The sequence below is a fragment of the Paenibacillus phoenicis genome, from assembly GCF_034718895.1.
Taxonomy (GTDB): domain Bacteria; phylum Bacillota; class Bacilli; order Paenibacillales; family Paenibacillaceae; genus Fontibacillus; species Fontibacillus phoenicis.
Map to the genome: position 1 here is coordinate 774357 of NZ_JAYERP010000001.1, position 13811 is coordinate 788167.

Annotated in this window: 11 protein-coding genes; 8 read left to right on the top strand and 3 right to left on the bottom strand. The window is 50.4% G+C overall.

The genetic code is table 11. The features are described from left to right. Positions 1–151: 151 nt before the first annotated feature. A complete protein-coding gene (locus U9M73_RS03635; protein ID WP_323076322.1) occupies positions 152–328 on the bottom strand; it encodes a MerR family transcriptional regulator in 177 nt (58 codons plus the stop codon). A 145-nt stretch (positions 329–473) separates the two neighbouring features. After that, positions 474–1649, bottom strand: a complete 1176-nt coding sequence (locus U9M73_RS03640) for an ROK family transcriptional regulator (RefSeq protein ID WP_323076324.1) — start codon at positions 1647–1649, stop codon at positions 474–476. Between the two features lie 394 nt (positions 1650–2043). On the opposite strand from U9M73_RS03640, the gene U9M73_RS03645 reads away from it, so the two are divergent. The 6 genes from U9M73_RS03645 (at position 2044) to U9M73_RS03670 (ending at position 10386) form a co-directional block, all read left to right on the top strand. Next, positions 2044–3021 (top strand): ROK family protein, encoded by a 978-nt coding sequence (locus U9M73_RS03645; RefSeq protein WP_323076325.1) that lies wholly within the window; start codon positions 2044–2046, stop codon positions 3019–3021. Positions 3022–3092: 71 nt separating this feature from the next. Beyond that, positions 3093–4391, top strand: coding sequence for an ABC transporter substrate-binding protein (locus U9M73_RS03650; protein ID WP_323076326.1), 1299 nt, complete (start codon positions 3093–3095; stop codon positions 4389–4391). A 25-nt stretch (positions 4392–4416) separates the two neighbouring features. After that, a complete protein-coding gene (locus U9M73_RS03655; protein WP_323076327.1) occupies positions 4417–5289 on the top strand; it encodes a carbohydrate ABC transporter permease in 873 nt (290 codons plus the stop codon). 26 nt (positions 5290–5315) lie between these two features. Then, positions 5316–6134 carry a carbohydrate ABC transporter permease gene (locus U9M73_RS03660; RefSeq protein ID WP_323076329.1) on the top strand — a complete coding sequence of 273 codons (819 nt, stop codon included), beginning with the start codon at positions 5316–5318 and terminating at the stop codon, positions 6132–6134. A 23-nt stretch (positions 6135–6157) separates the two neighbouring features. Further along, on the top strand, positions 6158–8620 hold the full coding sequence (locus U9M73_RS03665; protein ID WP_323076330.1) for a glycoside hydrolase family 38 N-terminal domain-containing protein: 2463 nt from the start codon (positions 6158–6160) through the stop codon (positions 8618–8620). Between the two features lie 20 nt (positions 8621–8640). Next, a complete protein-coding gene (locus U9M73_RS03670) occupies positions 8641–10386 on the top strand; it encodes a class I mannose-6-phosphate isomerase (protein ID WP_323076332.1) in 1746 nt (581 codons plus the stop codon). A 26-nt stretch (positions 10387–10412) separates the two neighbouring features. On the opposite strand, the gene U9M73_RS03675 is transcribed toward U9M73_RS03670, so the two are convergent. Continuing rightward, on the bottom strand, positions 10413–10538 hold the full coding sequence (locus tag U9M73_RS03675; protein WP_254899704.1) for a hypothetical protein: 126 nt from the start codon (positions 10536–10538) through the stop codon (positions 10413–10415). Between the two features lie 147 nt (positions 10539–10685). Between U9M73_RS03675 and U9M73_RS03680 the strand changes: the two genes are divergently transcribed. Continuing rightward, positions 10686–12671, top strand: coding sequence for a hypothetical protein (locus U9M73_RS03680; RefSeq protein ID WP_323076334.1), 1986 nt, complete (start codon positions 10686–10688; stop codon positions 12669–12671). A gap of 169 nt (positions 12672–12840) precedes the next feature. Then, a complete protein-coding gene (locus tag U9M73_RS03685; protein ID WP_407673878.1) occupies positions 12841–13809 on the top strand; it encodes an ABC transporter permease in 969 nt (322 codons plus the stop codon). The last annotated feature ends 2 nt before the right edge of the window (positions 13810–13811 follow it).

Consider the following 13811-nt stretch of genomic DNA (forward strand, 5'->3'; position numbering starts at 1 on the left):
CTTAAAGGCTCCACCTTTTTCACCAAGATCTCATGATGAGGTGTTCCGCCTCGTTCGATCTGTTCCAGTCTGGCCTCGATCCGTCTTAATCGATTGACTTCAGACTCGATCAAGGACTGCACTTCTGCTTGTTTGAGTCGAAACATCCCTCTCATTTCAACGCCAAGATCCGATGCAGGACAAGCAATTGCTCGCTTGTATAATAGCGATAGCCGCTTTGCTGGTCCTTATAAGCAGGCTTCAGCAAATCAAGCTGATCGTAGAAGCGTAACGTTTTGACAGGAACTTGACTCAACTTGGAGAATTCGCTGATCTTGAACATCCTCATATTCCTTTCTCATCTTAACGAAATGATCGTGAACCCATTATAAACTCTCCATCGCAGTGGAAAGTCAAGGGGGGGATATACAAAAAACGCAAAGCCGTCGCTTTGCGTTTTTTTGCGGTATGAGAGAGCAGTAGAGGGTGTAACATCATCCGTTTCTATTGACTCTACGGTACTCGAGGTTATTTTCCATGACAAGGGCGGCGTTACCGATAAAAAACGCATTTCCAGGGAACTTTGAACGTGCGATCTGGACCTTACGGCGGTTGCCTGCAGCGATGATGCGGGCATTAACCTCCTGCTCAAAATGCTGAAACAGTTGGTCTTTAGCAAACCACAGGTCACCTCCGATAAAAATACACTCCGGATCATATAGGTTCACGATGTTGATCAGGCCGCTCAGAAGATAATGATTCATTCGCTCCAATGCGGCGGAACAGATCGCATCGCCAGTTTCTGCCTTGATGAGCAGCTGCATCCAATCTAAGTCGTGCGGCGCGCCATTCTGATGCGCCCAATGGAGGGTAGCGCGGACGCTGCTCATGGCCTCCAGACAACCGCGCTGCCCGCATGCGCATAACTCCCCATCGGTTTGCACAATCATATGACCAATAATCGAAGCCAATCCATTCGTGCCGCTATACAAGCGTTGATTGAGGATCACTCCTCCGCCGATCCCGGCCGTGACCCCCACATACACGAAGTTGTTATACTGCTTCCCGCCTCCATAATACATCTCCGCCAAGGCGGATACGGCCATATCGTTTTCAATATAAACGGGAAGATTCCAACGTTCCTTCAACCGGGGAACGATATGAATGATGTCGATATTAAAATCAGGCGGATCGATGATGACGCCTTCCGTCATATTGATGGGGCCAATACTCGCAATCCCAATGCCCCAAACCTTCTCGATGGGGACATTTTGGAGGATGACCTCGCACATGGCCAGCAAGCCGTTGATAAAGCTGTCCTCGGTCGTAAATTGCCCGATCGGAACCTGATTGTGAAGAACAATCGCGCCGGTCAGATTGATAATTCCCACTTGCAAATAATCCCGGCCTACGCTGATGCCTAGCGTCAGCAAACTGTCGGGGACGACTTCCAACAAGGTTGGGCGCCGTCCCGAGGTTGAAGCGCTAGTCCCGCATTCGCGGACGATTCCCTCCTCCAAAAAATCAGCAATCAGCGAAGTGATGGTCATTTTGCTTAGCTGAGTTTTTTTGCTCAGCTCGATTCTGGATATTGGACCACATGTGGCAATGGTCTTTAAGATGAGAAACTTATTGGTTTCGATCATGTTCTGATGATTTACGCCCCGCATTGATGCCATCTCCATATGTAAGAATAGGTATTCCTTTACAATTTCAAAGTATATTACTCGTATTATATCACAGTTATGTGAGGTTCGTGCTATAGCAGTTTTCTCAACAGTTCTGTAGTTTATATCGCATCCGGAAGGACAAATAGTAAACGTGGATTATTAATTGCGGTTGGTTTTTAAAATATACGCTATATCGAAGAAAATATTATGTTTTAAAATTACTGATTTTGTATTGACATCCCGTTGAAAGCGATTTTATAATCCTATTAGTAAGAGATATTTACTATTTGCTATTCCCGTATGAAATCGCAGCCTCTTTAAGGTTTCGGAACCGAGTTCATCAAGCAATCTGCCTATAACCTGCGGGGATACGAATGGAGTGATGGATTTTGTTATGCGGATAGGAGTGGATATTGGCGGCACGAAGGTCTCATGTGCGCTGGTAGGAGAGGATAAGACCATTCTTTCAAAAGTAAGCTTTGATACAAGGGGGGGACGGCCCTATACGGAGGTGCTGCGTGATATCGCGGATTCCATTTATTCTGTTCTGGACCTAGCTGGAATCCGACTCGATGAGGTTGAGGCGATTGGCCTTGGCTGCCCGGGAATTTTGGATCAGCAAAAGGGAGAAGTGATTTACTCCAACAATATTGCCTGGGAGCATGTACCGCTTGTAAAAACGCTGCAGAACTATGTACCCAAGGAAGTCTATATCGACAACGATGCCAATTGCGCTGCATTGGGCGAGTATCTCTGCGGAGCGTCCCAAGGAACAAGCTCATCGGTTACCGTCACGCTTGGCACCGGGGTTGGCGGGGGGATTATCCTTGGCGGACGAATTCATAGCGGATTTAATTCGGCGGCAAATGCGATCGGGCATATGGTCATCGTGTCCGGGGGGGTGTCGTGCACCTGCGGGCGACGAGGCTGCTGGGAATCCTACGCCTCCATCACGGCACTGGTTCGTATGGCTGAGGAGATGGCAGCGCAATTTCCGCATTCCCTTCTGGCCGAGGTGAAGAGGCGCTCCGGGCAATTTAACGGGAAGAACATTTTTGATACCGCCAGACAAAACGATCCCGCAGCCTTAAAGCTGCTGGACAGATACTACTTTTTTGTGTCAGAGGGGATTATCGACATCATTAATATGTTTCAGCCTGAGATGATTGTAATCGGGGGTGGAATTAGCAGCGAAGGCGACTATCTGTTGCAGCCCATTCTTGCCCATGTAAAAAAGGGGGTGTACTGCAAGCAAGTTCCGCTGCCACAAATTACGATTGCCAAACTAAACAATGATGCCGGACTCATTGGCGCAGCTTACTTGCACGGGTATCAGGCAACGGCAGTAAAGCAAGGAATCAAACGCGTTTAGTCTACAAACCCGCTTGATGCACATCGTGCCGCGGGGTCATTGTACAGATCAAACAAGGGGAGGATAAATCGATGTCTGGCAAAAAAATGATGTCCTTATTTCTTACCATGTTCCTAATGACGGGAATCCTTGCAGCATGTGGTGGAGGGAACGCCTCCGATAACACCTCTGGAAACACCGGAAATACAGCTAAATCCGAGAATACACCTACTCAGACTGGCGGAAAAGTAGAGTTTTGGCTGGATAAACTGGGCGATGCGGAAAAAGCGGCTCGTTTGTCTGAAGCCTGGAAGAAGGATTCGGGGATCGAGATAGAGTTCACCAATTACCCTGATGTAGCCGCCTATCAGACCTCTATCCAACAAACGATCGATGACCCCGGGGCTCCAGGCTTGTTCACCTGGTGGAGCGGTCCGCAATTGGAAACGCTGGCCAAAAACGGCAAGCTGGCAGATCTGTCTGCGGAATGGGATCACTACATCGCTGACGGTGTTTCCGCAGATATCAAGGAAGCTTTCACGGTGGGCGGCAAGGTCTACGCTGCTCCTTACAGTCTCCGCTACATGTCCGTACTCTATAATGTGAAAGTATTTGAGGCTGCCGGCGTGGCAGTTCCTACGACATTCGAAGAGTTTCTAGAGGCTTGCGAGAAGATCAAGGCCAGCGGCGTCACCCCGATTGGCTTGAAGAACGACTCCTGGGCTAGCTTCATCTGGTTCCAGCAATTAATTGCAGCTTACGATCCTCAGCTGTATATCGATATTTGCAATGGCACCAAGCCCTATACGGATGAGGCTGTGAAGGAAGTGATGGCGATCTGGAGAGACATGTTTAATAAAGGTTATTTTGGAGAGCCCATCGTCTACAGCGATCTCCATAAAGAATTTGCGACAGGCGTCGTTGCGATGATGTTGGAGGATAGCCCAACCGTTACTGGTTTACAGAACGATTACGGCATGGAGCCCGGAACCCATATTGATGCCTTTATCCTGCCTAGCATGAGGGGTGGCAAGGGGACGATCTTCTTTGAAGCTTCGCCAATTGTCGTGACCGAGGCTAGCTCCTCCAAAGAACAGGCTCTCGCCGCTCTGCGCAGCTTCTACAAACCGGGTACCCAAATGGTGATGGTCAACGACCACGGCATTGCCAACATTAGTACGATATCCGTGGAAAATCAAACCATTCAGCGCATTTTGGATATGACCGGAGATTCTTCCAAGTACCAGCTCCTGCTTCGCTTCTATGAAAATACTCCCGAGGATCTACGCAATACGGCCATTGATGAGCTCTCTCGCTTTATGTACAGCGGCGCGGATATTGACGATGTGCTGAATACCATCCAGGCTAAGGCGGATGAAGTATTCGGTTAAATTACGAAGGAGTGAGGGGGTTCCTTTGAAGAAAAGCAGCTTCGCTTGGACGAATTATCTTTATCTGCTGCCGGCGGTTTTGCTGGTTGCTGTCTTCTTTGCCACATCCATAGTGTACACAGTTCGTCTTAGCTTCTATGAATATGACGGATTTTCCGCTATGCGGTTTGTGGGCATAGAAAACTATCGCCATCTGTTTCAGGATGTGAACTTCAAAATTTCTTTTATGAACACGGTCATCTGGGTTGTGTTTTCCCTTGTGTTTACCTTAGCGCTGCCGCTGCTGTTGGCCGTTTTTATTAAGAACAGTTCCTGGGTTGGCGGGTTTAAAAATATTTTCTACTATCCCACGGCACTGTCGAGCACCATCGGGGGCATTATCATGGTGGCCATTCTCTCGAAATACGGCATTCCTCAGCTGTTTGGCTTACTGGGATTTAAGAGCTGGGTTCGCGATTGGCTGGCCATCCCTTATGTCAATACCTTCATCATGATTTTGATGGGAACGTGGCAGGGCGTTGGCTTGAACACCATTCTATTCATTACCGGGCTGACCACCATTCCCGCTTCCCCTATTGAGGCTGCCAAGATCGAAGGCGCGCGGACGATTCAGCTTTACACCAAGGTGATTTTCCCGCTTCTCCAGCCTACCACGATGGTGGTGTTGCTGATGTCTTTGGTGAACAGCTTTAAGGTGTTTGACTCGATCTGGGTCATGACAAAAGGCGGGCCTTACCGAACTTCCGAAACCTTGGCGTTGACGATGTATCAGGAGTCCTTTATCCACGGTAAATTCGGTGTCGGTGCGGCAGTGGCTGTGGTGCTCACCATCATGATCTTGATCGTCTCCTATTTTAATATCCGCAACACCTTCGGAGACACCGACCGGACGGCCTGAGGAAGCGTGAAAGGAGAGCCCATCCTATGAAAAAAGTAAGCCAAGGAAGAATCGCCGTAAATTCGGTGCTGATCATTCTATCGATTTTTTGGATATTCCCGGCTTTGTTCGCCATCATCGGGATGTTCAAGAAGAAGCAGGAATATAATCTGGGGAACTTCTGGGATCTGCCGAAGGGAATAAGCCTGGCCGAAAATCTAAAGGGAATTGCCGGCGCCTTCGGCATGGTGAAGGGGATGGTCAACAGTCTCCTATATGCTTCTGTTTCGGCGGGGGCAGCCGTCCTCATCGCCATCCTGGCCGCCTATGCCATTTCCCATCTCAAGATCAAACGGCCGATGTTCTGGTTCCTATTTATCTACAGTGGAACGATCTTCCCGTTCCAGATCTATTTGATTCCGGTTTACAAGGGACTGACGGCCACCAAGCTGTACGATACCCAATTGGGGATGATTTTGTTCTATACGGCAATCTGCGTGCCTTTCTGCATGTTTGTGCTCCGGAATTATTTTCTTGGCATATCGAAGGAAATTTGTGAATCGGCAAAAATCGATGGTTGCAACAGCCTGCAAATTTTAGGGCATATCTTTGTCCCCATGTCTACCGCCCCGTTGGCTGTTATCTTCCTTACCCAGTTCAATTGGGTGTGGAATGAGCTCATGTTTGGTCTGACCTTCACGAAATCCCGGGAGATTCGTCCAGTGATGGCTGCGATTTCATTAATGGACAAAGCGAATGTACCGGTGATTCTTATGGCCTGCGTGGTAGCATCGATTCCTACGCTGCTGTTATTTTTCTTGCTGAACAAACATTTTGAGGCTGGCTATGCTTACCAGAGCAAGTAATCCTAAATGAACGGAGTGGCTTTATGAAACTATCGAAAAAATGGAAAGTCTTCCTCATTCATCACTCACACACCGATATTGGCTACACCGAGCGGCAGGATAAAATTATCCATTATCATTGCGATTTTATTAAACAGGCCGTGGATATTCTGAGAGAGATTGATCGCACCGGCAATGAAGCTCGCCAAGGCTTTGTGTGGCAGTGTGAAAACCATTGGCAGGTCAAAAACTTCTATGACCATGCGCCTTCGGACTATATTACGGACTTTGAAAAATATGTGCGGGAAGGACGGATTGGCCTTTCAGGCAACTATTTAAATTTAACCGAGCTGGTTAGTCGAGATATTCTCTACGATTGTACGATTCAAGCGAAGAAGTATGGCGAGCAGATCGGTTATCCCATCCGCAGCGGAATGAGCGCCGATATCAACGGGTTTGCCTGGGGATATGCGGATGTGCTGCAGGAGTGCGGCGTGGAACGCCTGTTTTCCTGTCTGCATCCCCATCACGGAATGTTCCCTCTTTATAAAAAACAGACCCCGTTCTACTGGCAAGGGCCGTCTGGGAAGAAGGTGCTGGTTTGGAACGGAGAGCATTACCACTTTGGAAATGAGCTTTGCTTTTCGCCGCACGCAGCTTCGACTTATATGATTTTCGATGAAATCAGCAAGAAAATGAGAGGCAATCAGCTCTTTACGACCAGCCCCGAGGATACGGAGCAAACGGAGTTAGCCATTCTCGATGAACGGCTGGAGCGCTATCTGCAAAATCTGGAGGCCGAGGGGTATCCAGGCGATTTTGTGCCCTTCATGGTTTCGGGCGCGATCACGGACAATGCCCCGCCAAACGTCAAGATTGCCGAACGGGTTGACTTGCTGAACCGGAAGTACGCCGGAACCTTGGAAGTACGGATGGTTACTCTGGACCAATTTTTCGATCGTCTGGAAGCAGAATGGAAGGACATTCCGGTGTACCAGGGGGATTGGAACGATTGGTGGGCGGATGGCGTGGGCTCCACACCGGCGGTTGTCAAGGTGTATCGGGAGGGGCAACGCAAGTACGATCTCTGCAAAAAGCTGGATCCCGATTCCACTCTGGGGGATGCGGGGTTGATGCAGAAAGCGGCGGAAAATCTGATCCTCTACAGCGAGCACACCTGGGGTTATTCCTCCTCCGTGTCGGAACCTTGGGAAACTCTGGTTGGGGAACTGGAGCACAAAAAATCTGCTTACGCGATCAATGGCAACACTGAGGTAGCGGATAATCTGGACCGGATTTTAGCGAAAAAAGGGGAGGTGGCCATCCGGCAAGACCGGCCGCAGCACTATCGAATTATCAATCCCCACGACATTCCGCTGGAGACGACCGCCAAAATCTATATCGAGTTTTGGGAGTATGTTGATGGGTTGAACTACAGCCTGGATGTTCCCATCGAAGTGTTTGATTTGGCAACAAATGAGGTGATCCCGCATCAGGTGAAGCGTATCGCCCGGGCCTACGAAATCGAAATCCCTCTTAAGGTGCAGCCCAAGGAGGAACGCAACGTCGGGGTTCGTGCGACTGGTCGCTATCCGAATGGCACCTCCCAGAGCCATGCCCATATTGGCGCGGAGGGGGTTGAAGATGTGCTGCAGCCTGGGGTGTTGCGCGAGGATGTGGCCTGCGTGGAGACGGCGTTCTACCGGGTGGAGTTTGATCAAAAGCGGGGGATTACCTCGATCATCGATCGGAAGACCGGAAAAAATCTGGTCCGGCAGGACGCGATCTACGCCCCGTTTAGCGGAATCTACGAGGTGACCGATATCCGCACCTCCCCGACGGAGGAACGCCGGCGAATGGGACGCAACCGTAAATCCCCGGCAACGAGACGGTATGAAGCTCACCTGACCGATATCCAAATTGTTGAGAGCGGGCCGTTGTTTGTCTCGCTGCAGCTCGACTACAGCCTGGAGGGCACGCGGTTCTACAAGGTGTTCCTGAAGCTGTACCGGGAGATCAATAAAATCGAAGCGATGGTGCGCATCCACAAGGATAGCGTGTGGGAGCCGGAAAACCTTTATGTGTCACTGCCATTTACGGCGGGCGACGATGAGGTGAAGTATGTGGACAAAACCGGCTGCATCCTTCGTCCGGGCATTGATCAGCTGCCCGGCAGTAATATGGAATTCTATCTGATCCAAAACGGATTGGTGATGGAAGCTGGCGAACGGCAGGTTCTGGTCGCTGTCAAAGACACGCCTTTGCTGACGTTTGGCCCCCTGGAAGCAAAACCGATCCAGCTATGCGACGGCAACAATTGGGAGCTGAACCGAGGGGAAACCTTTGCCTGGGTCATGAACAACTACTGGGAGACCAACTTCAAGGTTGACTTGGGCGGCTTTTATGAATTTGCTTTTACACTGTCCAGCCAGGAAAAACAGACAACCGAAGCAGCGATGCGCCTTTGCGAGGCTTATAACGAGGGCTTGCTCGCATTCTACATCTAATCGTTGAGGAGCACTTAGATATGAACAACACGAAATACCGCAATTATGACTTGGAGCCGGTATTGGACATCCCGGGCTGGGATGACCATGCTTTTTCGGGATGGGAAGCCATCCGGGAAGAGCTGAGGCGGCAAATGGATCAATGCCGTATATTCGTTTTTGATTGTTATCCAGGCACGGACAAAGAAGAAGTGGCTAGGGAGCTGGCGCTTTTGTCTCCAGCGCGGATGGTGGACTGCGAAACCTGCCTGTTGCCGCAGGAGCAGCTAGAACAGCTCTTTGCCCCCAGCCTTCCGCCGGATCCGGTTTTTGGTGTGATGTTTTACGGCAAGTTGGATTATTGCTTTGACCCCGCCTCTCTGGATGCATTGCGGACAGAAATTGAACGATCCGATGGGCCAATCTTTCTCTATGGAACCGGCGCGTCGCTCGTCACCAAAGGAGATTTGCTCGTATACCTCGATTTGCCCCGTTGGGAAATCCAGTTGCGCTATCGCCGGGGAATGACGAACTGGCTAGCCGACAATCCCGATGCGCCCATTCTGGAAAAATACAAACGCGGCTTCTTTGTCGAATGGCGCATGGCGGACCGGCATAAAGCCAAGTTGCTGGGAAGTTTGGACTATCTGATAGAAACCACCACGCCGGGGCAGCCCAACATGGTTACCGGGAACGCCTTTCGTGCCGCTCTTCAATCGGCGGCTTCGCGACCGTTCCGTCTAAAGCCATATTTTGATCCGGGGGTATGGGGCGGGCAGTGGATGCGGGAGAATTTTGGCCTCCCCGACGGACCGCCGAACTATGCCTGGAGTTTTGACGGGGTACCCGAAGAGAATAGCCTTCAGTTTCGCTTCGGGCAGGTCACCTTGGAGATTCCGGCGATGGACCTGGTGCTGTTCTGCCCCCGTCCTTTGCTGGGTGAGCGAGTACACGCCCGATTCGGGGCGGAATTCCCGATCCGCTTTGATTTGCTGGACACAATGGGGGGCGGGAACTTGTCTCTTCAGGTACATCCGCTGACCGAATACATCCAACAGACCTTTGGCATGCACTATACCCAAGATGAGAGCTATTATATTTTGGATGCAGCTGAAAACGGAGAGGCTTACGTATATTTGGGACTCAAAGAAAATGTGGACAGCGAACGCATGGCGAGCGATCTGTACCGCGCGAAAAGTGGAGAGGCGCCCTTTCCGGCAGAGGAGTATGTCAACAAAATCCCGGTCAAAAAGCATGATCATTTGCTTATTCCTGCAGGTACGATCCACTGCTCAGGCAAGGACACGATGGTGCTGGAGATTAGCGCGACCCCTTATATTTTTACCTTTAAGCTTTGGGATTGGGGACGTGTAGGCTTGGATGGTCTCCCTCGTCCTACCCATTTGGAGCATGGGTTAAAGAATATCCAATGGGATTGGGACACCGCTTGGGTCAAGGAGAATCTCATTCAACAGGGGAAAGTGCTGGAGGAAAACGAACACCTTAAAGTGGAGCGAACCGGCCTGCATGTGCGGCAATTTATCGAGACCTTCCGTTACACCTTTTCGCAGGAGGTAGAGATCGCCTGCAAGGACAGCGTACAGGTGCTGAACCTAGTTGAAGGAGGGCAAATTACGATCTACAGCAAAACCGATGCTTTTCCTCCTTTCGATGTTCATTATGCCGAAACTGCCATTGTTCCAGCAGCCGTGGGGACATACTCGGTCCGGCCCTCGGGAGTTTCGGAAGGGGAGAAGGTCATGATCATCGTTGCATCGGTCCGCTGAGTTCGCTACCATCGAATGATGGCAGATTACGCCGAGCTGGTGCCGGAGCTTAAATCGACATTCCTTACAAGTACTTTGGAGCCGGATGCTTTGGCCATGTTGATTTCGGCAGCAATCTCTATGCCATTGGCAGGCGAACGATCCCGTTCCATGATGAACTGGATCGTTCACTTGTTTTCTTTATGAAAGAGGTCTCCTAATTTCGGAAGAGGTTACGCAATTTCGGAAAATCGCAGGAAGCGCTTCGGAATGTCGTATAATTTCTAAGAATTGACCATTCCGAAGGAGCGACTGTAGACATGAGACCTACACAGGTGAACGTAAGCGGCGGCATTAAATTGAAATCGCTTCCAGAAGGCGGGCGTGTCATCGAAATCTCCCCCGATGGGGGAAGACTCCATTTTGCCGGCCTGCGGTTCAAGAAAGGCCAGTACCTGGTGATGGAGCTGACGGTTCAATCGATCACGGAGTTTCAAATGGTGCTGGGATTCTCCAAGCGTGACCCCGGTTCGGAGCAGGGTGTGCCGGATTTGTATTGCATGACCGGCTTCTTGCCCCAAATTCGGATTCGTACTTATTTTGATCTCGTACATCTAGATGCCCAAAGCATCTATCTGGAACGAACGCCAGGCAAACTGAAGTCGTTCCTGCAGGGAGCCGCCTTGGAGCCGGAGCAAGCCCAGCATTTCGAGATGATTTTTCTGCCCTTCTATACGAATCGTTCCTTGATCTTGCATGATTTGTATCTGGCGGACGAGAAGCCCGATTGCAGCCTAGGAGCAGAAGTGGAACCGATCGTCGATGAGCTGGGACAGCTGAAGATGAAGGACTGGAGCGGCAAAACGGGTTCGGCGGACGAATTGGTTCAATATTTGCGGAAGGAAGCCGAAGCCGGTCCGGCAGCGGATTTTGGACCGGAATATAGTGTGTACGGAGGGTACAAATCCATTTCCTTTGAACCGACGGGATACTTTCGGGTGGTGCAGCATGACGGCAGATCTTGGCTGGTGGACCCGGACGGGTATGCTTTTTACAGCAAAGGGCTGGATGTAGTCGCTCCCGGGGAAACGGGACGGATCGACGGTATCGAGCCTTGTTTCGAGTGGCTCCCGGATGAGGAGGGGCCTTTCCGCCCTGCGTTCGAAACGAGAGGGGGGCGGAAGGGGGAGCGATATTATAGTTATGCCGTCAGCAATTTGATTCGGGCCTTCGGCGAGAATTATGATGAGGCTTGGAGCCAAATGACCCGCTCCCGGCTAATCGATTGGGGATTTAATACGATCGGAAACTGGTCGGATCTGAACTTTGCCCAATGGGCGAAGCTGCCCTATGTAATCCCGCTGGCCGAGTTTCCGATGACAGAAGTGCCCGTGTACCGGGATTTCCCGGATGTGTTCAGCGAGGAATACCGGGAGGCCTCGGAGCGGTATGCCGCGCAGCTGAAACCGTTTAAGGAAGATCGCTGCCTGATCGGATATTTTATGTCCAACGAACCGCATTGGGCGTTTGGGGACCGGGTGAACCTGGCGCGGGAAATGTTTCGCAGCGCGCATGCTTTTGCCAGCAAGGAGGAGCTGATTCATTACCTTGAGCACAAATATCAAGAAGATCCCCAGGCGCTGAGCGAGGCATGGGCGATGGAGCTCGCCGATTTCGGCGGGGTCCGGCAACTTCATTATGATCAATTTACTGATGCGGCCGATGCGGATCTATTGGAATTTTCCCGCAGGATGGCGCATGAGTTTATTCGAGTTCCGGCTGAAGCTTTAAAGCGGGTAGACCCGAATCATTTGAACCTCGGCATCCGGTACGCCTGGATATCGTCGGAGCTGGTGCTGGAAGGGAGCGAATATTTTGATGTTTATACCTATAACTGCTACAAGTTCAGACCGGATGAGGCGGATATCAGGTACATTTATGAACAGACCGGGAAGCCGGTGATGATCGGGGAGTTCCACTTTGGGGCCCCGGACGTCGGGCTGCTAAGCCCCGGCTTGAAGGGCGTCTATACCCAGGCGGATCGCGGCAAAGCCTACCGGTATTACACGGAGTTTGCGGCGAGTCAGAAGCATTTGGTCGGTACGCATTATTTTATTCTGAATGATCAAGCGACGCTTGGCCGATTCGACGGGGAGAACTACCAAATCGGGATCGTGGATGTCTGCCACCGGCCCTATGAAGCTTTTGTGCAGGAAATCAAGGCCACCCATGAGGGATTGCTGGACGTGCTTCTAGGGAAAAGAGAGCCGTACGATGTTCAGCCAAAAGAGCTGATTATTAAGTAAGCATTGAAAACCCGTACTTTTCGGTACGGGTTTTCATTTTTAGCCGAAAAACGAATACACCGAGACGAAATCTGGAGCATATCCCTACGATCCGATCCCAAGTACAATAGATACAGATAGGTGAAAGTGCTTACATTAATAGACTAGAACAGCTTGGAGGTCAGAGGGGATGGATATGCAGCCGTCGACGCAACCCGCAGCCATGCAAGAGATAGAAACGCCGCCCTCGTCAAGGCGGAAATGGCTGAAGAAACTTTACTCGCAAAGGCATATTCAAATTATGGCTTTGCTCGGCATCGCTTGGATGATCATCTTCAACTATATTCCAATGTACGGTGTCATTATCGCTTTTAAGGACTACGACATTATTCGAACGATTGCAGAAGCTCCATGGGTCGGTTTGGAACATTTCAAAGAGTTTCTGTCCGATGAAAATTTCGGCTATGTGATCAAAAATACGCTGGGGATCAGTTTCCTGAAGCTGCTCACTTTTCCGTTGCCGATTATCTTCGCCTTGTTCCTGAACGAAGTTCGCTCGCTCCGGTACAAGAAAGCGATCCAAACGATCTCCTACCTGCCTCACTTCCTGTCTTGGGTTGTGCTCGGCGGGATCCTGGCAACCTGGTTGTCGGATGTAGGGATTATTAACGAGATCTTTATGGCTTTGCATATTATCGATAAGCCGATCTCCTTCTTGGCGGAGCCGAAGTACTTCTGGACGATCGTCATCACCTCGGATGTCTGGAAGGAGCTGGGATGGTCAGCAATTATCTATTTGGCGGCCATTACGAGCATTTCGCCCGAGATGTACGAAGCGGCAACCATTGACGGAGCTGGGCGTTTTCAGCAAATGTGGTATGTGACGCTTCCAGCTATCAAAGCGACCATCAGTATTTTGTTCATCCTGGCTGTCAGCGGTGTGCTGAACTCCAACTTTGATCAAATCCTGGTGTTGCGTAACTCACTGAACGATAGTGCAAGTAATGTAATCGATTATTATGTCTATTACACGGGGATATCCTCTGGCCGTTATTCGTACTCAACAGCAATCAATTTGTTCAAATCTGTGATTGCACTTGCCCTGCTGCTGATTGCGAACCAAGTAACCAAAAAACTCAACGACACTTCGTTGTTTTAGGC

Bases quoted from the DNA above. Each gene is read 5' to 3' on its own strand.
- U9M73_RS03670 (WP_323076332.1), top strand. From the start codon at position 8,641: ATGAACAACACGAAATACCGCAATTATGACTTGGAGCCGGTATTGGAC.
- U9M73_RS03645 (WP_323076325.1), top strand. From the start codon at position 2,044: ATGCGGATAGGAGTGGATATTGGCGGCACGAAGGTCTCATGTGCGCTG.
- U9M73_RS03685 (WP_407673878.1), top strand. From the start codon at position 12,841: ATGGATATGCAGCCGTCGACGCAACCCGCAGCCATGCAAGAGATAGAA.
- U9M73_RS03665 (WP_323076330.1), top strand. From the start codon at position 6,158: ATGAAACTATCGAAAAAATGGAAAGTCTTCCTCATTCATCACTCACAC.
- U9M73_RS03680 (WP_323076334.1), top strand. From the start codon at position 10,686: ATGAGACCTACACAGGTGAACGTAAGCGGCGGCATTAAATTGAAATCG.
- U9M73_RS03635 (WP_323076322.1), bottom strand. From the start codon at position 328: ATGAGGATGTTCAAGATCAGCGAATTCTCCAAGTTGAGTCAAGTTCCT.
- U9M73_RS03660 (WP_323076329.1), top strand. From the start codon at position 5,316: ATGAAAAAAGTAAGCCAAGGAAGAATCGCCGTAAATTCGGTGCTGATC.
- U9M73_RS03640 (WP_323076324.1), bottom strand. From the start codon at position 1,649: ATGCGGGGCGTAAATCATCAGAACATGATCGAAACCAATAAGTTTCTC.
- U9M73_RS03675 (WP_254899704.1), bottom strand. From the start codon at position 10,538: ATGGAACGGGATCGTTCGCCTGCCAATGGCATAGAGATTGCTGCCGAA.
- U9M73_RS03650 (WP_323076326.1), top strand. From the start codon at position 3,093: ATGTCTGGCAAAAAAATGATGTCCTTATTTCTTACCATGTTCCTAATG.